Origin of the sequence: Kribbella sp. NPDC059898 (genome assembly GCF_042730855.1) — a bacterium.
Taxonomy (GTDB): Bacteria; Actinomycetota; Actinomycetes; order Propionibacteriales; family Kribbellaceae; genus Kribbella.
On the sequence record NZ_JBHWKR010000031.1, the window covers coordinates 26,219 to 47,829 of the forward strand.

Below are 21,611 nucleotides of genomic sequence, written 5' to 3' on the forward strand. Positions count from 1 at the left end.
ATGCGCCGCCCGAAGAACGCCCTGCTCCGCTGCGCCGCCGTACTCGCCGCCGGTCTCGGTCTGGCCTTCGCCTCGGCAGGCCTGGCCGGGGCGGCCGGTCCGCAGCCGGTGGCGCCCGGTGAGTTGTCCAAGGCAACTAGTGCGGCGCGGTCCGCGACCGCGCTGAGTCTGCTCGGAAAGGCCGGTGGTACGGCGAAAGCGGGGGCGACGGTTGCCCAGGACACGCATCCGATCTACGCGCTGAATCCTGCCTTCGTGCGGGACGCGTCGGCGCCGGTGGCCACGTTCTGGTACGCGGCGACGAGCGCGTCCGCGGGTGGTCGTCCGGCAACGGTTTACACGACGCCGGACGATCACGGCACGTGGCAGGCAGTGAACGTTGCTTCTGGCAACACCGAGTCCAGGATGGTGGCCGCCGCACACGGCGCGACGGTCTTCACCGAGCCGCAACTCGGCGCGTGGTACGCGTTGACGGCGACCGAGGTACGGCCGTTGAACTCGTCCGCGGTGAAGTCGATCGGCTCGAAGCCGATCGGGATCGCGGCGTACAACGACCTGGTCTCGCACCGGTACTCCGACAAGCTGCCAGGGTCGAAGTACAACGACCAGGGCGTCGCTGGTGGCTACGACGCCGGTTACCAGGACTCCGTGGCCGCGGACGGCCACAGCCCGGTCATCCCGATCGCGCTGGGCGGCGGAGTGCTGGCGGGCGGCGTGCTGGCGGGTGGGGTGCTGCTCGTCGTACGCCGTCGTTCACCGAAGGTCCGCTGATCTCCGCCCGGTTCACCGCATCAGGCCCCTCGACGCGGTGAACCGGGCGGCTGCGACGATGACGGAATGCCTTTCCCGGACGAGCTGGGCGCCGGCGTCACCGTCGTCGCCTACGACCCGGCGTGGCCGGGGGAGTTCACCACCCTCGCAGAGCGCATTGAGGCTGCGCTCGGCCCCCGGGCCCTCACGATCGACCACATCGGCTCGACCTCCGTCCCCGGCCTCCCCGCGAAGAACTGCATCGACGCCCAGGTCCGGGTCGCGGACCTCGCACCGGACCTGATCGACCTGATGGAATCCGCCGGCTTCCGCTGCCGCCCCGAGCCCTGGAACCGCACCGAGGTCTCCTTCGGCGAAACCTGCGACAAACTCGTCTTCGCCCCACCCATCGGCGACCGCCCCACCAACATCCACCTCCGCCGCCCCCACACCCCCAACACCCGCTTCGCCCTCCTCTTCCGCGACTACCTCCGCGCCGACCGAGAAGCCCGAGAAGCCTGGGGCACCTTCAAACAACGCCTCGCCCAATCAGTCCCCGACCTAGCCCACTACGGCCAAATCAAAGCCCCCACCTACCCGAGCCCCGCGTGAGCCTCAGCGTGCCGCCGAGTCGTGAAAGATGGCTGGCTTGATCGAGGCGATTTCAAGGGGTCGTTGCAACACGGGTTGGGTATGGGGTCGAGAGTAGCTGGTTGAGGGCTTCGGCGGGGGTTTGCCAGTTGAGTGTTTTGCGGGGTCGGCCGTTGAGTTGGATGGCGACGTGGGTGAGGTGTTCGGCGGTGTGGGTGGACAGGTCGGTGCCTTTGGGGAAGTACTGGCGCAGCAGGCCGTTGGTGTTCTCGTTCGTGCCGCGTTGCCAGGGGCTGTGGGGGTCGCAGAAGTAGATCGGCAGGCCGGTGGCGAGGGTGATCTCGCTGTGGCGGGCCATCTCGAGGCCCTGGTCCCAGGTCAGTGAGCGCCACAGGTGCTGGGGCAGGGTGGTGATCGTGGCGAGCATGGCGGCTTGGATCTGGTCGGCGGTGTGCTGGCCTGGGAGATGGAGGAGCAGGACGTAGCGGGTGCTGCGTTCGACCAGGGTGCCGATCGCGGAGCGGTTGCCGGTGCCAAGGATGAGATCGCCTTCCCAGTGCCCGGGCACCGCGCGGTCGGTGGCTTCGGCGGGGCGTTCGGAGATCGTCACCATGCCGGGGATCCGTGACTGGCGCTGGTCGGGGCGTCGTTGCGGGACCCGGACCGCGCGGCCGGTGCGCAGGCAGCGGGTCAGCTCGCGGCGCAGCGCGCCGCGTCCCTGCACGTACAGGGACTGGTAGATCGTTTCGTGTGACACCCACATCTCCGGTGTGTCGGGGAAGTCCTGGCGCAGCCGGCGGGCGATCTGCTCCGGGCTCCAGCGCAGCCGCAGCCCGGCCTGCACCCGCCACCGCAACCGGTCCTGCAGCGCCAGTCTGGCAGGCTTGGGCCGTCGCGCGGCCTTGTCGGCGTTCGACTGCGCCAAACTCGCCCGATACAACGGCACCGCACGACCGTCACGATCGGGACGGGACCGGTACAACCGGGTCGCGCTGTTGCGTTTGATCTCGCGGCTGACCGTCGACGCCGACCGGCCCAACCGCCGCGCGATCTCCCGGATACTGCAGCGCTCGGCCAGCCCGATCGCGATCTCCTCCCGCTCGGCCAGACTCAAGTACCGCCCCGACACAACACCCAGCTCAACCACCGGCATACCGCCACCCTGGCGCACCCACCGCACCACGGTCCTGGGCGCCACACCCACCACCCGGCCCGCATCCTCGTAACTCAACCCCGACCGCACCCGCAACCAAAACGCACGCTGCAACTCACGCGGCAACAACGGACGACCAGCCTCAGCCATCACAACACCTCCAAGTCCAGGTGTTGCAACCACCCCCTGAACCCAAGCGAGATATTGCGGCCATTTCCCACGACTCGGCGAACGGCGTGGCAGCCAAACGGCACGACTCGGCGGTCGTGCTGGGCGCTACCAGCGGCGGGGTAGGCGGGGTTGTTGGCAGAGGAAGCTGCCTACGGCTAGTTCGAGGGCTGGGTAGCGGCCCCAGAGGTCGGGGCGGCGGATGGGGATGATGTGCCAGCCGAGGGCGTCGAGTTCGGTGCGGCGGGTTTCGTCTTTCAGTTGCTGTTTGGTGGAGGAGTGCCACGCGTCGCTGTCGTACTCCAGGCCGAGGCGGCGGCCGTCGACCGGCCGGTCGGGGTAGCCGAGATCGAGCCAGTAGGTGCGGCCGTATCCCTCGACGCGAACCTGCGGTTCGGGGCGGCCGAAGCCGGCGTCGATGAGTCGGAGGCGGAGCCAGGACTCGGCTGGGGACGCTGCGCGGCGGTCGGCCCAGCGGAGGATGTCCTGGCCCTGGCGGTAGCCGGGATGCTGTTCGTACGCGGCTGACGCCGCCCGGAGGGCGAACAAGTCGGCTTTGCCGGTCCTCAGCAGCGCATCCACGGCGGACAGTGCGAACGGGCGATGGAGTCGCATGGCGAGCTCGACGGCTGTCGCGATCGGGTTGGTGACGCGCACGCCGAACAGCTCGACCTCGTCGCGCGCGTTGCGCGTCCACTGCGCTTCCACCAGCTCCGCGGGCCCGAGCGCGGTCGTGTCGAGCCCGTGCAGCCACGCGGCGGCTGCGCCGCACACCACCGCGTCGGGTGGCGTCAGCAGACGCAGCGCGTCGGCTCGCAGCTGCGGCGAGTCTGGAACGCGGACGTCGACGTACACGTCCTTCAGCACCGGTCGGATTTCACCGAGTCCCAGTAGCCATTGGAGTTTGCGGCCTACCTGGTGGGCTCGGAAGGGGAGGCCGTTCCAGTAGTAGGGGAGGTCGGCGGGGAGCATCGGTCCAGGATGACTGAAATCCCTTGCGGGGGTTCGGAGTTGTCCACAGGGGGTTGACAGTGGGGGCGGCGAGTGGAGTAGTTGCAGGAGCCAACAAGTCGCGCTCGGGGGACTAAGGGGCGTACGGGATGAGCGGTCGGCGTTCGGTAGCGGGGATCGGGTCGGCGGTACTGATTGCGGCGCTGGTGATGGCGCCGTCGGGAGCGGCCGGTGGTGCGGTCGCGGACGACACTCCGACGCTGAAGGCGGGTACGTCGCCGCCGCGGCTCAGCGAGGAGAACGAGCAGGTTCTGCTGCAGCGGGACCTGTATTTCATGAGTCGCCGTACGGCGGGCGACCAGCAGCTCGACAACCAGCAGGCCGGTGCGTTGCGCGCGGCCGCGGCGCATGCGGCGGCGGACCTGCGGAAGAACGGTACGCCGAGCCCAGGCCCCGCGACGTTCACCGGGCCGTGGACCGGTGTCGGTCCGGACCCGATCGTCCAGGTGACCCGCAGTACGCCGATCTTCACCGCGATGTCCGGGCGGATCGGCGCGCTCGCGATCCGGCCGAACACCGGGCAGTTCATCCTCGGCGGCGCGCAGGGCGGCATCTGGCTGTACGACCCGGCGTCCGGCACGTGGTCGCCGAAGACGGACGGCCTGCCGTCGTTGGCGATCGGCGCGCTCGCGGTCGCCCCGACGAACGATGCGATCGTGTACGCCGGGACCGGTGAGGGCGCGCTGTCCGGCGACAGCTACTTCGGCAACGGCATCCTGAAGTCCACCGACGGCGGCCAGCACTGGGCGCAGGTCTCGGGCGACTTCTTCGCGGGCGTGTCCACGTCGGCGCTGGCCGTTGACCCGACCAACGCCAACCACCTGTACGCCGCGATCCTCCGCGGCCGCGGAGGTGCCCGTCGTACGACGCCGCCCGCGCATTCGGCGTACGGCGTCTGGGAGTCGAAGGACGGCGGTACGACGTGGACGCTGCTCAAGGGCGCGAAGTCCGAGCTGAACGGCGCCACCGACCTGAAGATCGACCCGCAGAACCCGAACGTGCTCTACAGCTCGTTCTGGGGCGACGCGATCTACAAGAGCACCGACGCCGGCGCGCACTGGGCGCCGATCATGACCGGTTTGCCGGCCGCCGACTACGCGGGCACGCAGACGCGGTTCGCGCTCGGCCTGTCGCATCCGGCCGGGCAGGGCGCCGTACTGTATGCGGGCTTCAACTGGAACGACCAGCCGTCCAGGATCTTCAAGTCCACGAACGAAGGCGCTGGTTGGACGATGTTGCCGGCCGGTTCCGGGGCCGACAACGTCGAGGACTACTGCGCCGAGCAGTGCACGTACGACAATGTGGTGGTCGCCGATCCGGCGAACCCGAACATCGTCTACGTGGCCGGGCAGTTCAACTACGCGATCGGCTCCGGCGGCGTGTTCCGCTCCGACGACGGCGGGCAGACCTGGAAGAACCTCGGCTGGGACCTGCACCCGGACTTCCACGCGGTCGCGCTCGACCCGGCGAACCCGGCGCACGTGCTGATCGGCAACGACGGCGGCGTCTGGTACAGCGCGGACCGCGGCGGCCGGCCGAACGCCACCGATCCGCTGAACGCGGTGACGTGGCAGAACCTCAACGGTGGCGTGGATCCGAACACCGCGGCGGTCACGCACCGCACCGGTCTGCAGCTCGGCCAGTTCACCTCGATCGCGAACGTGCCGACCGTACCGGCGCGGGTCTGGGGCGGTCTGCAGGACAACGGCACCGAGCGCAAGTCGACGGCGTCGAACACCTGGTTCGACGTGGCCAGCGGCGACGGCGGCCAGGTCCTGGTCGACCCGAACGATCCCAACTACGTCTTCGGTTCGTACTTCGGGATCTCGCCGTTCCGCTACACCGACGGCGGCGCGCAGTTCTTCTCGAACCAGACCATCGCGACCGGTATCGACCCGAAGGACCGGGCCGAGTTCTACGTGCCGTGGGTGCAGAACCAGCGGAAGACCGACCAGCTGTTCCTCGGCACGTACCGGCTGTACCGCACCGACAACGCGAAGGCGCCGTCCGCGGGTGACGTGCGCTGGAAGCCGATCAGCCCGGACCTGACCAGCGGCTGTACGGGCGCGGCGCCGAACGGCGGGCGTGGTTGCTACATCTCGGCGATCGGCGTCGGCGGCGGCGACGCGGTCTACACCGGCTCCGAGGAAGGGCTCGTGTACCTGAGCACCAACGCACAGGTGTCGGACACGCCGTCGTGGACCCGCGTCGACCGGGGCGCGTTGCCGAAGCGGCCGATCACGCAGATCGCGGTCGACCCGAGCAACTACCGGATCGCCTATCTCGCGTACGCCGGCTTCAACCGGGCGACCCCGTCCCGGCCGGGCCACGTGTACAAGACCACGGACGGCGGCGCGACCTGGAAGGACGTCAGCTCCGACCTGCCCGACAGCCCGGTCAACTCGATCATCGCCGACCCGGCGTACGCGAACACCCTGTACGCCGGAACCGACGTCGGCGCGTTCGTGACGCACGACGGCGGCGTGCACTGGGCGCCGCTGGGCTCCGGGATGCCGGACGTCTCGATCTGGCAGCTGAACCTCGACGCGTCGCATCGCGTCCTCGCGGCCGGGACCCACGGGCGCGGCGCGTTCCGGACGTTCGACACGACGGCCGTTCCGGCGTTGCGCCTGAGCCAGACGGACGCCGGCGTACCGGTCGGACCGGGGAGCCGGCTCGACTACACGCTGACCGTGCAGAACACCGGCAACACCGACGCGACCGGCGTACAGATCACCGATCCGATCCCGGCGAACACGTCGTTCCTCGACGCTGACAACGGCGGTACGAACGTCGACGGGGTCGCGACCTGGTCGAACCTGACGATCCCGACGGGCAAGAGCGTGACCGTGCACCTCGGCGTACGGATCGCGAACGCGAAGAAGCTCAGCTCGATCGTGGACGACGGCGTCCGGGTGACCTCCGCGCAAGGCCCGTTCACCACCGGTTCGCCGGTGACGACGCCGATCGCACCGGCGTACGCCGCCGGTGTCACGCCGGCCACGCAGACCGACGGGGCGCGTCCGGGGTCGAGCGTCACCTACCCGGTGACGGTGAAGAACCTCGGGTACACCACCGACAGCTTCACGATGTCGAGCACCGGTGGGACCGATCCGGTGGCGTTCCTCGACGCGAGCTGTACGACGCCGCTCACCACGACTCCGGCGATCGCGCCGGGTGCGACGACCGGTGTCTGCGTCAAGGTCTCGGTGCCGGCTGGGGCGACCGGGGCCAACACGGCGACACTGGTGGCGACCTCGGTCGGCAGTACGAGTGCGTCGGGGTCCGCGACGGTGAAGACGCTCGCGGTCACCAACGACACTCTGCTGGTGGACGACGACAACAACGTACCGGACGTGCAGCCTGCCTATGCGGCGGCGCTGACCGCGAAGGGCGTCACGTTCGACACCTGGGATCTCAATACCGACAGCGACCTGCCGCAGGGGTACCTGAACGCGCACAAGAACGTCGTGTGGTTCACGGGCAACAGCTACCCGGCGCCGGTCACGCCGTACGAGTCCAAGCTGAAGTCGTTCCTCGACGGCGGTGGGCGGCTGCTGATGTCCGGGCAGGACATCCTGGACCAGGCGGCCGGTACGACGGCGTTCGTCCACGACTACCTGCACATCACCTGGGACGGCACGGAGAACCAGAACGACAAGGCGACGGCGGCGGTGCACGGCGTACCCGGCAATCCGGTGACGGACGGGATCGGCGCGGTGCCACTGGATCACTCGGTGCTGAACGCGACGTTCGAGGACGAGATCACCCCGAACGGCGGCGCCCAGCCGGCCTTCACCGACGACGCGACGAACGCCGACGCGCTGTCCTACTCGGGCACGTACAAGGTCGTGTTCCTGGCGTTCCCGCTGGAGGCGTACGGCGACGCCGCGGCCAAGGCCGACCTGATCGGCCGGACGATGGCCTTCTTCGGGCCGTGACGACCAGCTGGCGGGTGCGGGACCGCGAGGCCCGCGCCCGTCAGCTGAACTCGTTCATCGCGTTCTGGGCCTGGGTGAGCCATTCGCGGCGGGCCGCGATGGCCTCCCGGGCCTCGGTGGCCTTGCGGGTGTTGCCCTGCGACTCGAACTTGGCGGCCTGCTTCTCCAGGTCGGCGATCAGCGACTGGAGCTGCTTGACGGTCGCCTCGGCGCGGGCCCGGGCCTCCGGGTTGCTGCGGTTCCAGACCTCGTCCTCGGCGGACTTCACGGCCTGCTCGACCGCGCGCAGCCGGCTGTCGATCGCGCGCATCGAGTCCCGCGGGACCTTGCCGAGCTGGTCCCAGCGGTCCAGGTAGTCGCGGAGCTGCTCGCGGGCGGTCCGCGCGTCCTCGACCGGCAGGATGCCCTCGATCTCGACCAGCAGTGCTTCCTTGGCCTTGAGGTTCTCCACCTGCTCGGCGTTCTCCTCGGCCTGGACGGCGTCCCGCGCGCCGAAGAACAGGTCCTGCGCGGCCCGGAAGCGCGCCCAGAGCTTGTCGTCGACCTCGCGCGGCGCCGGGCCGGCGGCCTTCCACTGCCGCATGAGGTCCCGGAACCGGCCGGACGTCGGGCCCCACTCGGCGGACGACGCGAGCGACTCGGCCTCCGCGGCCAGCCGCTCCTTCACCTGCGCGGCCTCGTCCCGCTTGGAGGACAGCTCGGCGAAGTGCTGCTTGCGGTGCCGGGTGTACGTCGTCCGCGCCGAGGAGAACCGGTGCCACAGCTCGTCGTCGGACGACTTGTCCAGCCGGGGGAGGGCCTTCCACTCGTCGAGCAGCTCGCGGAGCCGGGTGACGCCGTGCCGCCAGTCGGTGCCGGCCGCGATCGTCTCGGCCTCGGTGGCGATCTTGGTCTTCGCGGACCGCGCCTCCTCGACCTTCGCCGCGCGCTCGGCCTTGCGGCGTTCGCGCTGCTGGGCGACGAGCGGGGTGAGCGCGTCGAGCCGGGCCCGCAGTCCGTCCAGGTCGCCGACCGCCTGCGCGTCCTCGAGCGCGCTGACCACCTTCTTGACCGCGGCGCGCGCGTCGTCCGGTGAGACGGTGCCGGCCTGGACCCGCTGCTCCAGCAGCTCGACCTCGAAGGCCAGCGCGTCGTACCGTCGGGTGTAGAAGGCGAGCGCCTCCTCCGGGTTCGCGTCCGGCCACTGGCCGACCGCCCGTTCCCCGTCCTTCGTCCGTACGAAGACCGTTCCGTCCTCGGCTACCCGGCCCCAGTTCTCTCCGGCCACAACTCGCCCCTTCCGGCGGTATGCACTGCGCTCGTGCCCATTCTGGCCAGTCCCCGGTCCAACCGCGTCACCAGGCCCTGCCCGGGCGCGTCGAGGTGCCTTCTCGACGCTATCCCTGAACAATCACAAACTCCCAGCTCAGGCGCAACGGGGTTGGATCACAATCCGGTTCGATCTCGGTACGTCCCGACCGGTAGCCTTGGTGGGTCCCGAACCCCGTTCCAGGAAGGTCTGTCGTGCTCATCGCCGGGTTCCCCGCGGGTGCGTGGGGTACGAACTGCTACGTCGTCGCCACCGGCCAGGGCGCGGAATGCATCGTCGTCGACCCCGGCATGGACGCCGCCGCGGGAGTCGAGCAGGTGGTCCGGGAGAACAGGCTGAAGCCGGTCGCGGTGCTGCTCACGCACGGTCACATCGACCACATGTTCTCGGTGCTCCCGGTCTGCGGCACGTACGACGCGACCGCCTGGATCCACCCGGACGACCGGCACCTGCTCGCCGACCCGATGGCCGGTGTCAGCCCGGAGACCGCCCGGATGCTGCTGGGCGGCGCGCACGAGTTCGCCGAGCCCGACGACGTGGCCGAGCTGAAGGACGGTCAGTCGCTGGAGCTCGCCGGCCTGAACTTCACCGTCGACCACACCCCGGGGCACACCCGCGGTTCGGTCACGTTCACGACGCCGTACGACGGGCCCGAAGAGGTGCCCGCGGTGCTGTTCTCCGGTGACGTGTTGTTCGCCGGGTCGATCGGCCGGACGGATCTGCCAGGCGGCGACCATCCGGCGATGCTGCATACCTTGGCCACCAAGATCCTGCCGATGCGCGACGAGATCGTCGTCCTGCCGGGTCATGGTGGCCAGACCACGATCGGCCGGGAGAAGGCGACCAACCCCTACTTGCAGGACCTGGAGATACCGAACTTATGAGCAAGGTGACCCCACTCAGCGGGTTCCCCGAATTTCTGCCGTCGGACCGGATCGTCGAGCTGCGGTTCCTCGACACCATCCGGGAGACGTTCGAGCTGCACGGTTTCGCGTCGATCGAGACCCGTGCGGTGGAGCCGGTCGAGCGGCTGTCCAACCAGGGCGAGGACGCCGACAAGGAGATCTACGGCGTACGGCGGCTGGCGGCGAACGCCGACGAGGACGCGGCGCTCGGGCTGCACTTCGACCTGACCGTGCCGTTCGCGCGGTACGTGCTGGAGCACAGCGGCAAGCTGGTGTTCCCGTTCCGGCGCTACCAGATCCAGAAGGTGTGGCGCGGCGAGCGCCCGCAGGAGGGCCGGTACCGCGAGTTCACCCAGGCCGACATCGACATCATCGACAGCGGCGAGCTGCCGTTCCACTACGAGGTCGAGCTGCCGCTGGTGATCGCGGACGCGTTCCGCAAGCTGCCGATCCCGCCGTTCCGGATCCAGGTGAACACCCGGCAGATCCCCGAGGGCTTCTACCGCGGCCTCGGGATCGAGGACATCGTCGGCACGCTCCGGATCGTCGACAAGCTGGACAAGATCGGTCCGGACAAGGTGACCGAGCTGCTGACCGCCGCGGGCCTGTCGCCCGAGACCGCGAAGCAGGTGCTCCGGCTGGCGGAGATCTCCAGCACCGACGCGTCGTTCGCGGATCAGGTGCGGGCGCTCGGGGTGCAACACGAGATCCTGGACGAGGGGCTCGAGCGGCTGTCGCAGATCATGACCGCGGCGAACGAGCACGCCCCTGGGTTGCTGGTGGCGGACCTGAAGATCGCGCGTGGGCTCGACTACTACACGGGGACCGTGTACGAGACGCAGCTGATCGGGGACGAGGGGTACGGGTCGATCTGCTCCGGCGGGCGGTACGACTCGCTCGCGTCGGACGGGAAGACGACGTACCCCGGGGTCGGTATCTCGATCGGGGTGTCGCGGTTGGTGCACCGGTTGATCTCCAAGGGCCTGCTGAGTGCGAATCGGCGTACTCCGACTGCTGTGCTGATTGCCCTGAACTCTGAAGAAGACAGGGCGGAGGCTATGCGGACGGCCATCGCGCTGCGCGCCAGGGGGATTGCTGTTGAGGTGGCGCCGGCCGCGGCCAAGTTCGGGAAGCAGATCAAGTTCGCGGATCGGCGGGGGATTCCGTTCGTCTGGTTCAGTACCGAGAACGGGCCCGAAGTGAAGGACATCCGGAGCGGCGAGCAGGTGCCGGCCGATGCCGCCGCCTGGGCCCCGCCGGTCGAAGATCTACGTCCAAGCATCATCGAAGAGGAGAAGTCGTGATCCGTAACCGTTCCGCAGGTTCGCTGCGCGCAGCCGACGCCGGCGAGACCGTGATTCTCGCGGGCTGGGTGGCGCGGCGGCGCGATCACGGCGGCGTGGCGTTCATCGACCTGCGCGACTCGTCCGGCACGGTCCAGGTCGTCATCCGGGACGAGGAGGCCGCGCACGGCCTGCGGTCTGAGTACTGCCTGAAGATCGTCGGCGAGGTGTCGCCGCGGCCCGAGGGCAACGCGAACCCGAACCTGCCGACCGGCGAGATCGAGGTGATCGCCACCGAGGTCGAGGTGCTGAACGAGGCGGCCCCGCTGCCGTTCCCGGTCGAGGAGCACCACGCGACCCCGGTGAACGAGGAGATCCGGCTCAAGTACCGGTACCTCGACCTGCGCCGCCAGGGCCCCGGTACGGCGATCCGCCTGCGCAGCAAGGTGAACCAGGCCGCCCGCGCCGTGCTGGCCGACCATGACTTCGTCGAGATCGAGACGCCGACGCTGACCAAGTCGACGCCCGAAGGTGCGCGCGACTTCCTGGTGCCGGCCCGCCTGCAGCCGGGTTCGTGGTACGCGCTGCCGCAGTCGCCGCAGCTGTTCAAGCAGCTCCTGATGGTGGCCGGGATGGAGCGGTACTACCAGATCGCCCGCTGCTACCGCGACGAGGACTTCCGCGCCGACCGGCAGCCCGAGTTCACCCAGCTCGACATCGAGATGAGCTTCGTCGACCAGGACGACGTCATCGCGCTCGCCGAGGAGATCCTGGCCGCGCTCTGGAAGCTGGTCGGGTACGACGTGCAGACGCCGATCCCGCGGATGACGTACGGCGAGGCGATGGCGCGGTTCGGCTCCGACAAGCCGGATCTGCGGATGGGCCTCGAGCTCGTCGAGTGCACGGAGTACTTCAAGAACACGCCGTTCCGGGTGTTCCAGGCGCCGTACGTCGGTGCCGTCGTGATGCCAGGTGGCGCCGACCAGCCGCGCAAGCAGCTGGACGCGTGGCAGGAGTGGGCCAAGCAGCGCGGCGCCAAGGGTCTCGCGTACGTGCTGGTCGGTCAGGACGGCGAGCTGGCCGGTCCGGTCGCGAAGAACCTGTCCGACGAGGAGCGCGCGGGGATCGCCGACCACGTCGGCGCGAAGCCGGGCGACTGCATCTTCTTCGCCGCGGGTCCGGTGAAGTCGTCGCGGGCGCTGCTCGGCGCGGCCCGGCTGGAGATCGGCCGCCGCGGCGGTCTGATCGACGAGTCGGCCTGGTCGTTCGTGTGGGTCGTCGACGCGCCGCTGTTCGAGCCGGCCGACGAGGCGACCGCCGCCGGTGACGTCGCGGTCGGGTCCGGCGCCTGGACCGCCGTCCACCACGCGTTCACGTCGCCGAAGCCGGACTCGCTGGAGACGTTCGACACCGACCCGGGCTCGGCGCTGGCGTACGCGTACGACATCGTCTGCAACGGCAACGAAATCGGCGGCGGCTCGATCCGTATCCATCGCGAGGACGTGCAGAAGCGGGTGTTCAAGGTGATGGGCCTGACCGACGAGGAGGCCTCGGAGAAGTTCGGGTTCCTGCTCGACGCGTTCAAGTTCGGCGCGCCGCCGCACGGCGGGATCGCGTTCGGCTGGGACCGGATCACCGCCCTGCTGGCCGGGACCGAGTCGATCCGGGACGTGATCGCGTTCCCGAAGTCCGGCGGCGGTTTCGACCCGCTGACCGCGGCCCCGGCCCCGATCACGCCGGAGCAGCGCAAGGAAGCGGGGGTGGACGCGAAACCCGACAAGGGTTGAGCAATCCGGGGTTTGGGAGGAAACTGGCGGTGTCGTGAAGACGCTTAGTTAGGTTTTCACGACGTCCGCCCCCTCCTCGCCCCAGGAGTGCTCATGCGTCGTCTTCTTGTTTCTCTCCTTGCAGGTCTCGGTCTCAGCGTCGCCGCGGTCGTCCCGGCGCACGCGACCGGTTTCCAGACGTACGGCAGCGGCGTCAACGTCCGTGCCGACGCCTATCTGTCCTCCGCCGTGGTCCGCACGCTCGGTGGCCCGACGTCGATCGACGTCGACTGCCAGAAGCACGGCGACCGGGTCAGCAACTCCGACGGGACCAGCGAGTGGTGGGCCCACGTACCCGCGCTCGGCGGGTACGTCACGGTCGTGTACATCGCGGTCCCGGAGGACAAGTTGCCCGGTGTCCCCGAGTGCGGCACCTCGGAGCCGCCGACCGGTGACGACATCACGCTCGCCGACGTGCAGGCGATGTTCGGCACCCGGATCGCGAACCCGTCGATCGTCGAGACCGGTCTGCCGTCGCTCAATCAGGCGATGAAGGACGCGCAGATCAACACGCCGTACCGGAAGGCCGCTTTCCTGGCGACGCTGGTGCACGAGTCGCGGCTGGAGTACAACATCCGCGAGATCGGCGACACCCGGCTGTACGGCGGCCGCGGATACATCCAGCTGACCGGCGACTTCAACTACGGCCCGGCCGGCCAGTACCTCGGCATCGATCTGCTCGGCAACCCGGACCTCGCGCTGTCGCTGCAGTGGAGCGCGCCGATCGCGCGCTGGTACTGGACCGTTGCCCGCAGCATCAATCCGTACGCCGACAACCTGGACATGGGCCGGGTGAACGCCGCGATCGGGTATCCGGCCGGCGCCGAGGACCAGCGGCGCTGCGACTCGTTCAAGAACGCGCTCCGGTACCTGACCGGCTCGGTCCCGTCCGGCGTCATCTGCACCCGCCCGGCCGCGCTGAAGGGTGACACCAGCAAGCTCAGCCGGACCCAGTTCGACTCCCTCGCCAAGCAAGGCGGCGGGCTGGGTTAGCGCTCACCGATGTCCGTGAACTGCTCGGTGCGCAGCAGTCGACCGTCGTCGGCGAGGGTGCTGAAGGCGCGGATCTCGGTCACGATCGGGCCGCCCTTGCGCATGGTCGCGGTGAGCGTGTAGCGCGCCGCCGCGACGCCCTCGCCGACGACCGCGTCGTGAACGTCGACCTCGACGGCCGTCGCGCGCTTGCGGGCCGGGCGTACGTGGGCGATCAAGCGCTGCCGGTCGAGCGAGACCCCGTCGTTGACCATCAGGAAGTCCGCGCAGTGGTAGCGGTCGAACACGTCCTCGGGCGGTTCGGCACCGAAGGCCACCTCGACGGGATACCTGGTCAGGTAGCCGACGAGATCGGCCTCGGTACGGATCGGGATTATCTTTGACATGTGTGTCAAGGTAATCCCGATCCGCTAACCTTGACAAGCATGTCGAGGAAAAAGCGCGAGGACGCTCAGGCGAACGCTGCGGGCATCGTCCGCGCGGCGGAGGAGTTGCTGGCCGCCGGCCAGGACCCTTCGCTGGCCGACATCGCCGCGCGCGCCGGGGTCAGTCGGCAGACGTTGTACGCGCACTTCGACCGCCGAAGCGACCTGTTCGACCACATCGTCGAGCGCATGACGCACGAGGTGGCGTCACACCTGAGCGGTACGCCGCTACCGGACGAGCCGCGGGCGGGAATCGCCGAATGGGCGGCCAGGTCGTGGCGGGTGATCGAGGCGAATCCCGCGCTGCTGAACCCGGCGCTGTTCGCGCATCGGGACGGCGGCGCGGACCCGGCCGCACACGAGCCGATCACCGGCGGACTCCGGCAGGTGCTGCAACGCGCCGCCGACGCCCAGCTGCTCGCGCCGGCGGCATCCGTCGACTGGCTCGTCACGGCGGTACTCGCGATCGGTCATGCCGCGGCCGGCGAGCTGGCGGCCGGCCGGATGACCGCGGCTGCGGCCGGCGCCGCGTTCGAGGAGTCCGTGGTGCGGCTGTGCCTCAGCTGAGTTCTGCTCTGACCCACATGCGATCAGGCGTGAGGTAGCCGCTGAGTTGCAGGCCGACCTCGGCCAGCTGGGCGGACAGTTCGTCCTCGGACAGGTACTTGGTGACGATCCGCTGCGACCAGGAGCGGCCGTTGACGATGTGGGTGAGTGTCGCGGCCTGCGCGCCGCCGGGGAGTTCCTCGACGTCGGCGATCACCAGCTTGCGGCGTTCGTTCTCGAGTACGGCGGGGGCGTGCCGGGCGATCTCCTGCTGCAGGACGACCGACCCGCCGGGGCGGACGTGGTGCGCGCACGTCCGCAGCAGGCGGAGGCGTTCGGCGTCGTCGGCGACGTTGATCAGGAACGACATCATCAGCACCACGTCGAACCGCCGGTCCAGGCGCAGTTCGTCGATCGTGGAGCGGATCGTCTCGGTCCCGGTGACGCGCGCGATCATCTCCGGCGACTCGTCCACCGCGACCACCTGATGGCCGCGGGCGAGCAGCGGACGGGTGATCCGCCCGGTCCCGCACCCCAGCTCGAGAATACTGCTGTGCGGCGCGATCGCGCCGTCGATCAGCTCGTCCTCGCCGTGCGCCGGCGTGACCTCGTACAGCTCGACCGCACTGCCGTCCCGCGTGTGCGCGCCCGGCCCGGTACCGCCCTGTCCGACTCTCATACGCGCCACGGTCCGATCGCGCCCACGCCGCCGCCAGTCTTTCGGCACGGGCCGAAAGTGCACAGGGTGCAAACGATCGCTTGACTCTGCTGGTTTGTATCAATACATTTGGTACAAATAGGCGAACGGGGCGTGGTTCAGATGGAGCTGTTGTGGACGGTCGGAGTGATGGTCGCCGTCGAGGTCGTGCTGTTGATGCTGCGGGACAGGTCGGCGCGGCTCGAGGTGGAGCGGCTGATCGAGCGGGCCGGGCTGCCCGCTGAGTCGCGGCTGGTCGAGGCCGCGGTGAAATGGCAACGGCGGCGGCAGACAATCCTGCTGACCGGGATGCTGGCCGGGACGCTGGTGGCGGGCGGCGTGGTTCTGCTGGTGCACAACGGGCTGCACTTCGGGTTCGCGAGCGGCGACGTCTTCGACAAGCGGCTGCTCAGCTGGCTGTTCGCGGCGGCGGCCGTGGCCGGGGCGGGTGGTCTCGCGACGCTGGCCTACAACTACCGCATCGTGCGCTCGGCCGGCGGCGGGCAGCGGGCGGCGGCGCTCCGGCCGCGTCGGCTCGCGGATTACCTGAGCCCGCTGGAGATCGCGATCCAGTACAGCTGTCTGGTGCTGCCGCTGGTTGGGATCGGGATGGGCGTCGTGGTCCTCGGTACGGCGGAGCACCCGGCGCGCGGCTGGATCCTCGTCGTCAGCGGGCTCGTCGCCGTACCGTCCTGGGCTCTCGGGTTGCTGCTGCAGCGCCGGGCCTTACAGGTGAACCAGCCGGCGGGGGACAAGGCCGAACTGCTCTGGCAGGAGGCGTTGCGTGCGTCGACGTTGCGGGACCTAGGGGCGTCGGTGCTGACGATCTGCTGGCTGCTCGGCGCGGCGTTCCCGATGTCGTTCGACTGGCCGCCGGACGCGCCGCACTTCGTCCAGCGCCTCGCCCCGGTGCTGTTCCTGGTGGCCGCGGCGATGCTGTTTGCGCGTGGGGTGGTGGCCGCCAGCCGTCGTGGGCTCGGCCGGGTGCAGCGGATCGCCGGATGATCATCACGGTCGACCCCGGCTCGGCGAAACCGCCGTACGAGCAGGTGAAGGAACGGATCGACGGGCTGATCCGGGCGGGCGAGCTGGTCCAGGGCACCCGGCTGCCGACCGTACGGCAGCTCGCCGGCGACCTCGGGCTCGCGGCGAACACGGTCGCGCGGGCGTACAAGGAGCTGGAGGCCGAGCGCCTCGTGGAGACCCGCGGCCGGAACGGCACGTTCGTGCTGGCGACGCGGATCCGGGTCGACGACGAGGAGGCTCGCGCGGCCGCCACGATGTTCGCCCGAGCCTCCCGCCGGGCCGGGCTGAACTTCGCCCAGGCGACCGAGCTGCTGCAACGGACCTGGGGAAGTGGGGACCGTGCACCGCGTACGCAGGAGTTCGGCTGAGATGCTGGTCCGATGGAGATCACGGTCGACCCGGTCGGACTGACGCCGCCGTACGAGCAGGTGCGCTCGCAGCTCGAGGCGCTGATCCGCGCCGGGGAGCTCGCTCGCGGGACCCGGCTGCCGACGGTACGCCAGCTGTCGCTGGACCTCGGACTCGCTGTGAACACGATTGCCCGGGCGTACAAGGAGCTGGAGGCCGACGAGCTGGTGGAGACGCGGGGGCGCAACGGCACGTTCGTACTGGCGTTCCGCAGCCGGATCGACGACGCCGCCACACACACCGCGGCCGCCCAGCTGGCTGCCGCCGCCCACGAGGCGGGCATGTCGCTCGCGGAGGCTACCGAGATCCTTCAGCGCGCCTGGTAGCTGACGCGCAGCCCACCGAGCGGGATCCTGTTGCGATGACGTTGCCGCCGTCCTGCTCGACGACGGACAGGCCGGCGTTCTCCAGTTCCCGGCGGAGGGCGTCGGCGCGCAGGTGGCGCCGGTGCGGGAGGTACCAGGTCCCGTCGAGCTGGATCGCGTCCGGCGACTGCTCCGGCGTCTCCTGGTAGCAGATGCCGGTACGAGCGTCGTACCGGAACTCGCCGTCGTAGACCCGGGCCGGGTCGTACATCGCCGTCGACAACACGTAGTACCCGTTGGGCTTCAGGCGTTCGCGGACCGCCCGCAGGACGTTCGAGCGGTCGGCGTCCGTGACGATCGACTGAAGGCAGTAGCTGTCGAGGACCACGTCGTACCGCTTGCTTCCGGGCGGCATCGCGCACATGTCCCGTACGCCGAAGTTCACCTCCACGCCCCGCTCCGCCGCGAGCCGCCGCGCCACCACGATCGCCTCCGGGATGAGGTCGACCGCATCCACCCGAAAGCCTCGCCCCGCCAGAAAACAGGCCGCCGGCCCGGTCCCGCACCCGTACTCCAGCACGTCGCCACCCGGCACCAGCCGACCGAGCACCCGCTCCAGGAACGCGCGGTTGGGGAACTCCTCGAACGTCCAGCTCTCCCCGAACAGGTCGTTCCACTGTGTGAGCCCGTCCTGCAGGAGCTGTCGGTAGGCGGTCTGATGCTCGGCGTAGTAATACCTCACCGGCCCTACTATTGCTCGCCATGGACGACGAGATCGAGCGGATTAAGGCCGAGGTCGTGGACGCGACCTCGGATCCGGCCGCGCAGCAGGAGTGGATCCGGCAGTCCAACCTGACGTACGGCGGTCTCGGCGCCGCCGGGCTCGTGGTGGTGCAGCCGTTCCTGACCGCGAAACCGCTCGACCTGACCGCCACGATCTGCGTGGTCGCGTTCGCCGTCGCGATCCCGCTGCTCGCCGCCCTGCTGGTGCTGAACCTGCAGGAGGAGTACCGCCACCGGGTGACCAGCTCGCGGCTCGTCTCGTTCGCGAAGGCGGTCGCGCAGGCCGCGGCGTTCGTCGGGATCGCCGCCGCGTTCTGGCATATCTCGACGATCGCCGGGATCGTCTTCGTGCTGGCCGGGTTCTTCGCCGTCGGGGTGCACTCGTCCGGCTACATGCACCTCGAGTACGACGGTACGTTCCGCTCCCGCTTCCCCCGGCGCAAACCCTGACGTATCAGCGGCCCTCGACGAACACTCCGGCCAAGTAGGGGGTGTTCGTTGGGGGCGCCGCTGGGTTAGGGGGAGTGATGGCTGACAGCATGACTGTGCTGCGGAAGGCAGGGCCGCCTGGGGTGAAGCGGAACATCGCGGTGCTGGGGGACGGGTTCACCGCGGTGGACCAGGTCGCGTACAACAGCTGGGTGCAGACGACGCTCATCGACGGCGTCTTCGGGCACGACTACTACAGCGAGGACGCGTCGGCGTACAACATCTACCGGGTGAACCTGGAGTCCGTCGACTCCGGCGTCAGCACCCGGACGTACGACGAGCACGGGACGCCGACCGATCCGTCGGACGACACGATCGCCGCGCAGACGATCCGCGACACCGCGCTCGGGATGATCTTCAGCGGGTCGTGGGCGCACTGCTGGCTCGAGTACGGGACGGACACCGAGGCGCGGATCCAGGCCGCGCTGAACAAGTGGGTGCCGGACTGGAACGAGCTGCTCGTCGTACTGAACAACCCGAACTACGGCGGCTGCGGAGGCGGCGGCCGGGCGCACGTACCGATGGGCGTGAACTGGACCGTCATCGCGCACGAGTTCGGCCACGGGATCGGCGGCTTCGCGGACGAGTACTCGGCCGGCGGCGCGTACACCGGCCCGGAGCAGGGCTGGATCAACCTGACCACGATCACCGACCGGGCGACCACCAAGTGGGCGAACCTGATCGCGCCGAGCACCCCGCTGCCGACCGGCACCGGGTCCGCCGCGAACTACAACAACGGCCCGCGCCCGGCCGACTGGAACAGCAACACCGACGTCGGCCTGTTCGAGGGCGGCGGCACCAAGAACACCGGCATCTACCGCCCGGTCGAGAACTGCCGGATGAACACGAACACGCCGCCGTACTGCCCGGTCTGCTACACGTCGATCAAGACCGCCCGCGACCACGAGACCGAGCACACGTTCCGGAACGCGTACGCCGGCCGCTTCTACGGCACCGGCCGCAGCGACCTGCTGCTGCACCACGGCACGTCGATCCAGCTGTTCCGCGCCGACGGTACGGCGCTCGAGCACAGCTTCAGCGCCGTCGAACGGGTCCCGGGGTCGTGGCAGTTCATGCCGCACGACCAGGTGTACGTCGGCGACTTCGACGGCGACGGCACCGACGAGGTGGCGATCTTCAACGGCGTCGACTGGGTGATGCCGTACCTCGGCCTGCTCAAGTCCGACGGCGCCGGCGGCCTCCGGCTGGTCGCGCGGTACGACGGCGACATCCGCGGCTGGGGCGGCTTCGCCGCACATGACCGGTTCCTGGTCGCCGACCTGAACGGCGACGGCCGCGACGACCTCGTCGTGGTGAACACCGACGACTGGTCGATGCCGTACGTCGGCCTGCTGCGCTCGAACGGCAACGGGTTCTGGGTCAGCCAGCGCTATGACGGCGACATCCCCGGCTGGGGCGGGCTGGCCCGGCACGACGAGTTCTTCGTCGGCGACCTGACCGGCAACGGCAGCGACGACCTGGTGATCTTCAACGGCGACGACTGGTCGATGGCGTACGTCGGCCTGTTCTCCGCGAGCGCCTCCGGGTACTCGATGATCCACCGGTACGACGGCGACATCCCGGGCTGGGGCGGACTCGCGCAGCACGACCAGCTGGTCCTCGGCGACTTCGACGGCGACGGCAAGTGCGACGTGTTCGTGTTCAACGGCCTCGACTGGTCGATGGCGTACCTCGGCATGTTCCGGTCCACCGGGTCCGGGCTCGCCTACGTGCACCGCTACGACGGCGACGTACCGGGCTGGGACGGGCTCGGGCGGCACGACCAGTTCTTCGCGGCCGACATCGACGGAACGGGACGCTGCGACCTGTGGGTGTGGAACGACCAGGACTGGGCCACGGAGTACCTCGGCCGGATGCTCAGCTCGGGGGCCGACCTGAAGACCGACTATGTCGGCGACTGGGTGGGGGAGTGGAACCTCGGCGCGGTCGACCGGTTCGAACCGGCCCGGATGACCGGGCGCAGCGGAAAGCCGCAGCTGTACGTCCACAACACCGACTGGTTCGGCGTCATCAACGGGCGCCGCGGGATCGTCCTCGACCGCATCTACTACCGCTGGATCCACAACTACCGCCACGGCCGGAACTGGTAAGGGAGGCCGACGATGAAACACGCCAAAGGCACACAGACGGAACGGCCGGCAACGCGCGACCGCCGGCCCACGAAGACTCCGGCCGGCGAAACCCGGCGGAGGCACGCCGCGGTACCACCACACGCCGGACCCACGAAGCCGGATCCGAAACAGCCGGCCGCGGGCAGCAGCGGCGGCCCGGATGTGAGTCGTTCGGTGAAGCCCGCGTTCAACCGGGAGGCGGCGAGCCGCGAGTCGGCGGAGCAGCAGCCGGCGGGCGGGTACCCGGACCAGCAGGCCGCGCGCACCCGCCGTACCGGCGCTCCGGCCGAGCAGTACGTCCGGCTCCGGATCCGGGTCCGCGGCGATCGCCTCACGGTCGTCGACAGCCACCTCGTCGACGGCCCGCTGGCCCAGTCGACGACGTTCCACGGCGCGGACGCGTACGAGGTCACGTACCAGGACCGGCTGCTGCACGCCGGCACGGTCGCGGACCCGAACACGCAACGCTCGTTCCCGCTCCCCGACGGCCCCGAGGGCCACCACGTCACGCCACGGGAGATCTACGAGTTCACCGCCCGCGTTCCCGCGTCCGACATCACCCCGGACACCCGCGCGGGCATCCACGTCCGCCTGCACCGGATCGACGAACCGACCACCACGACGCACGTCGGGGCCGCCCCGCTGGCCGCCCAGTTCGAAGGCCGCCTGACCCCGGTCGCCGAACTCGTCGGCCTCCCCGAATCCGCCCTCCCCGAGTCCATCGAAGCCCGCGGCGCCCGCACCGGCCAGGGCGACTAGGACCACCCGGTGGTGGGGGCGCGCCAGGCCCACCCGGGGGCCCCCGCACCCCCCCGGGGGGCCGGGCCGCGGGCCACCAGACCAACGGACCAGAGAGAAACCCCCCCGGGG

20 protein-coding genes are annotated in these 21,611 nt (G+C 69.7%); 14 read left to right on the forward strand and 6 right to left on the reverse strand.

Annotated features, from left to right (window positions below; translation table 11 throughout):
* Window positions 1–771, forward strand: coding sequence for a hypothetical protein (locus ACFV9C_RS44165; RefSeq protein ID WP_380204033.1), 771 nt, complete (start codon window positions 1–3; stop codon window positions 769–771).
* Window positions 772–837: 66 nt separating this feature from the next.
* Window positions 838–1,362: a GrpB family protein gene (locus ACFV9C_RS44170; protein WP_380204035.1), complete on the forward strand. Its 525-nt coding sequence runs from the start codon at window positions 838–840 to the stop codon at window positions 1,360–1,362.
* Between the two features lie 52 nt (window positions 1,363–1,414).
* Here the strand turns inward: ACFV9C_RS44170 and ACFV9C_RS44175 are convergent, their stop codons facing one another.
* Both ACFV9C_RS44175 and ACFV9C_RS44180 read right to left on the reverse strand, forming a co-directional pair.
* Complete coding sequence (locus ACFV9C_RS44175) at window positions 1,415–2,644, reverse strand: IS30 family transposase (protein ID WP_380204037.1); 1,230 nt, start codon at window positions 2,642–2,644, stop codon at window positions 1,415–1,417.
* Window positions 2,645–2,770: 126 nt separating this feature from the next.
* Window positions 2,771–3,634 carry a hypothetical protein gene (locus ACFV9C_RS44180; RefSeq protein ID WP_380204039.1) on the reverse strand — a complete coding sequence of 288 codons (864 nt, stop codon included), beginning with the start codon at window positions 3,632–3,634 and terminating at the stop codon, window positions 2,771–2,773.
* Between the two features lie 128 nt (window positions 3,635–3,762).
* Between ACFV9C_RS44180 and ACFV9C_RS44185 the strand changes: the two genes are divergently transcribed.
* Window positions 3,763–7,614 carry a hypothetical protein gene (locus ACFV9C_RS44185; protein ID WP_380204041.1) on the forward strand — a complete coding sequence of 1,284 codons (3,852 nt, stop codon included), beginning with the start codon at window positions 3,763–3,765 and terminating at the stop codon, window positions 7,612–7,614.
* Between the two features lie 40 nt (window positions 7,615–7,654).
* Here ACFV9C_RS44185 and ACFV9C_RS44190 read toward each other — a convergent pair whose 3' ends face one another.
* Window positions 7,655–8,881, reverse strand: a complete 1,227-nt coding sequence (locus tag ACFV9C_RS44190; RefSeq protein WP_380204043.1) for a DUF349 domain-containing protein — start codon at window positions 8,879–8,881, stop codon at window positions 7,655–7,657.
* 236 nt (window positions 8,882–9,117) lie between these two features.
* Here ACFV9C_RS44190 and ACFV9C_RS44195 point away from each other — a divergent pair, with 236 nt between their 5' ends.
* From ACFV9C_RS44195 to ACFV9C_RS44210, 4 genes are all read left to right on the forward strand, one after another.
* Complete coding sequence (locus tag ACFV9C_RS44195; RefSeq protein ID WP_380204045.1) at window positions 9,118–9,807, forward strand: MBL fold metallo-hydrolase; 690 nt, start codon at window positions 9,118–9,120, stop codon at window positions 9,805–9,807.
* Entirely contained in the window at window positions 9,804–11,132 is a 1,329-nt protein-coding gene (hisS, locus tag ACFV9C_RS44200; protein ID WP_380204047.1) for a histidine--tRNA ligase, read from the forward strand. Before ACFV9C_RS44195 ends, hisS begins: the two co-directional genes overlap by 4 nt.
* On the forward strand, window positions 11,129–12,898 hold the full coding sequence (aspS, locus tag ACFV9C_RS44205; protein WP_380204049.1) for an aspartate--tRNA ligase: 1,770 nt from the start codon (window positions 11,129–11,131) through the stop codon (window positions 12,896–12,898). Before hisS ends, aspS begins: the two co-directional genes overlap by 4 nt.
* Window positions 12,899–12,991: 93 nt before the next feature.
* Entirely contained in the window at window positions 12,992–13,930 is a 939-nt protein-coding gene (locus tag ACFV9C_RS44210; RefSeq protein WP_380204052.1) for a glycoside hydrolase family 19 protein, read from the forward strand.
* Here the strand turns inward: ACFV9C_RS44210 and ACFV9C_RS44215 are convergent.
* Window positions 13,927–14,316 carry a nuclear transport factor 2 family protein gene (locus ACFV9C_RS44215; RefSeq protein ID WP_380204054.1) on the reverse strand — a complete coding sequence of 130 codons (390 nt, stop codon included), beginning with the start codon at window positions 14,314–14,316 and terminating at the stop codon, window positions 13,927–13,929. The genes ACFV9C_RS44210 and ACFV9C_RS44215 overlap by 4 nt on opposite strands.
* 39 nt (window positions 14,317–14,355) lie before the next feature.
* Here ACFV9C_RS44215 and ACFV9C_RS44220 point away from each other — a divergent pair, with 39 nt between their 5' ends.
* A complete protein-coding gene (locus ACFV9C_RS44220; RefSeq protein ID WP_380204056.1) occupies window positions 14,356–14,922 on the forward strand; it encodes a TetR/AcrR family transcriptional regulator in 567 nt (188 codons plus the stop codon).
* Here ACFV9C_RS44220 and ACFV9C_RS44225 read toward each other — a convergent pair.
* Window positions 14,915–15,580 (reverse strand): class I SAM-dependent methyltransferase, encoded by a 666-nt coding sequence (locus ACFV9C_RS44225; protein ID WP_380204058.1) that lies wholly within the window; start codon window positions 15,578–15,580, stop codon window positions 14,915–14,917. The genes ACFV9C_RS44220 and ACFV9C_RS44225 overlap by 8 nt on opposite strands.
* A gap of 141 nt (window positions 15,581–15,721) precedes the next feature.
* Here ACFV9C_RS44225 and ACFV9C_RS44230 point away from each other — a divergent pair, with 141 nt between their 5' ends.
* Genes ACFV9C_RS44230 through ACFV9C_RS44240 form a run of 3 tightly spaced genes read left to right on the forward strand, consistent with a single transcriptional unit; the run spans window position 15,722 to window position 17,358 of the window.
* Complete coding sequence (locus ACFV9C_RS44230; RefSeq protein ID WP_380204060.1) at window positions 15,722–16,603, forward strand: hypothetical protein; 882 nt, start codon at window positions 15,722–15,724, stop codon at window positions 16,601–16,603.
* A complete protein-coding gene (locus ACFV9C_RS44235) occupies window positions 16,600–16,992 on the forward strand; it encodes a GntR family transcriptional regulator (protein WP_380204062.1) in 393 nt (130 codons plus the stop codon). The genes ACFV9C_RS44230 and ACFV9C_RS44235 overlap by 4 nt, the downstream gene beginning before the upstream one ends.
* 12 nt (window positions 16,993–17,004) lie before the next feature.
* A complete protein-coding gene (locus ACFV9C_RS44240; RefSeq protein ID WP_380204064.1) occupies window positions 17,005–17,358 on the forward strand; it encodes a GntR family transcriptional regulator in 354 nt (117 codons plus the stop codon).
* Here ACFV9C_RS44240 and ACFV9C_RS44245 read toward each other — a convergent pair.
* Window positions 17,330–18,079 carry a class I SAM-dependent methyltransferase gene (locus tag ACFV9C_RS44245; protein ID WP_380204066.1) on the reverse strand — a complete coding sequence of 250 codons (750 nt, stop codon included), beginning with the start codon at window positions 18,077–18,079 and terminating at the stop codon, window positions 17,330–17,332. The two genes, ACFV9C_RS44240 and ACFV9C_RS44245, sit on opposite strands and share 29 nt — an antisense overlap.
* A gap of 20 nt (window positions 18,080–18,099) precedes the next feature.
* On the opposite strand from ACFV9C_RS44245, the gene ACFV9C_RS44250 reads away from it, so the two are divergent.
* From ACFV9C_RS44250 to ACFV9C_RS44260, 3 genes are all read left to right on the forward strand, one after another.
* Window positions 18,100–18,570 (forward strand): hypothetical protein, encoded by a 471-nt coding sequence (locus tag ACFV9C_RS44250; protein ID WP_380204068.1) that lies wholly within the window; start codon window positions 18,100–18,102, stop codon window positions 18,568–18,570.
* 77 nt (window positions 18,571–18,647) lie between these two features.
* On the forward strand, window positions 18,648–20,720 hold the full coding sequence (locus tag ACFV9C_RS44255; protein ID WP_380204070.1) for a M64 family metallopeptidase: 2,073 nt from the start codon (window positions 18,648–18,650) through the stop codon (window positions 20,718–20,720).
* Window positions 20,721–20,915: 195 nt separating this feature from the next.
* The gene (locus tag ACFV9C_RS44260) at window positions 20,916–21,500 is read left to right on the forward strand and encodes a hypothetical protein (RefSeq protein WP_380204072.1); all 585 of its coding nucleotides are present in this window, start codon (window positions 20,916–20,918) and stop codon (window positions 21,498–21,500) included.
* The last annotated feature ends 111 nt before the right edge of the window (window positions 21,501–21,611 follow it).

Excerpts from the sequence above, each read along its gene's own strand:
- ACFV9C_RS44235 (WP_380204062.1), top strand. The coding sequence starts at position 16,600 with ATGATCATCACGGTCGACCCCGGCTCGGCGAAACCGCCGTACGAGCAG.
- ACFV9C_RS44220 (WP_380204056.1), top strand. The coding sequence starts at position 14,356 with ATGTCGAGGAAAAAGCGCGAGGACGCTCAGGCGAACGCTGCGGGCATC.
- ACFV9C_RS44225 (WP_380204058.1), bottom strand. The coding sequence starts at position 15,580 with ATGAGAGTCGGACAGGGCGGTACCGGGCCGGGCGCGCACACGCGGGAC.
- ACFV9C_RS44185 (WP_380204041.1), top strand. The coding sequence starts at position 3,763 with ATGAGCGGTCGGCGTTCGGTAGCGGGGATCGGGTCGGCGGTACTGATT.
- ACFV9C_RS44255 (WP_380204070.1), top strand. The coding sequence starts at position 18,648 with ATGGCTGACAGCATGACTGTGCTGCGGAAGGCAGGGCCGCCTGGGGTG.
- ACFV9C_RS44240 (WP_380204064.1), top strand. The coding sequence starts at position 17,005 with ATGGAGATCACGGTCGACCCGGTCGGACTGACGCCGCCGTACGAGCAG.
- ACFV9C_RS44170 (WP_380204035.1), top strand. The coding sequence starts at position 838 with ATGCCTTTCCCGGACGAGCTGGGCGCCGGCGTCACCGTCGTCGCCTAC.
- ACFV9C_RS44210 (WP_380204052.1), top strand. The coding sequence starts at position 12,992 with ATGCGTCGTCTTCTTGTTTCTCTCCTTGCAGGTCTCGGTCTCAGCGTC.
- ACFV9C_RS44175 (WP_380204037.1), bottom strand. The coding sequence starts at position 2,644 with ATGGCTGAGGCTGGTCGTCCGTTGTTGCCGCGTGAGTTGCAGCGTGCG.
- hisS (WP_380204047.1), top strand. The coding sequence starts at position 9,804 with ATGAGCAAGGTGACCCCACTCAGCGGGTTCCCCGAATTTCTGCCGTCG.
- ACFV9C_RS44215 (WP_380204054.1), bottom strand. The coding sequence starts at position 14,316 with ATGTCAAAGATAATCCCGATCCGTACCGAGGCCGATCTCGTCGGCTAC.
- ACFV9C_RS44230 (WP_380204060.1), top strand. The coding sequence starts at position 15,722 with ATGGAGCTGTTGTGGACGGTCGGAGTGATGGTCGCCGTCGAGGTCGTG.
- ACFV9C_RS44250 (WP_380204068.1), top strand. The coding sequence starts at position 18,100 with ATGGACGACGAGATCGAGCGGATTAAGGCCGAGGTCGTGGACGCGACC.
- ACFV9C_RS44165 (WP_380204033.1), top strand. The coding sequence starts at position 1 with ATGCGCCGCCCGAAGAACGCCCTGCTCCGCTGCGCCGCCGTACTCGCC.
- ACFV9C_RS44180 (WP_380204039.1), bottom strand. The coding sequence starts at position 3,634 with ATGCTCCCCGCCGACCTCCCCTACTACTGGAACGGCCTCCCCTTCCGA.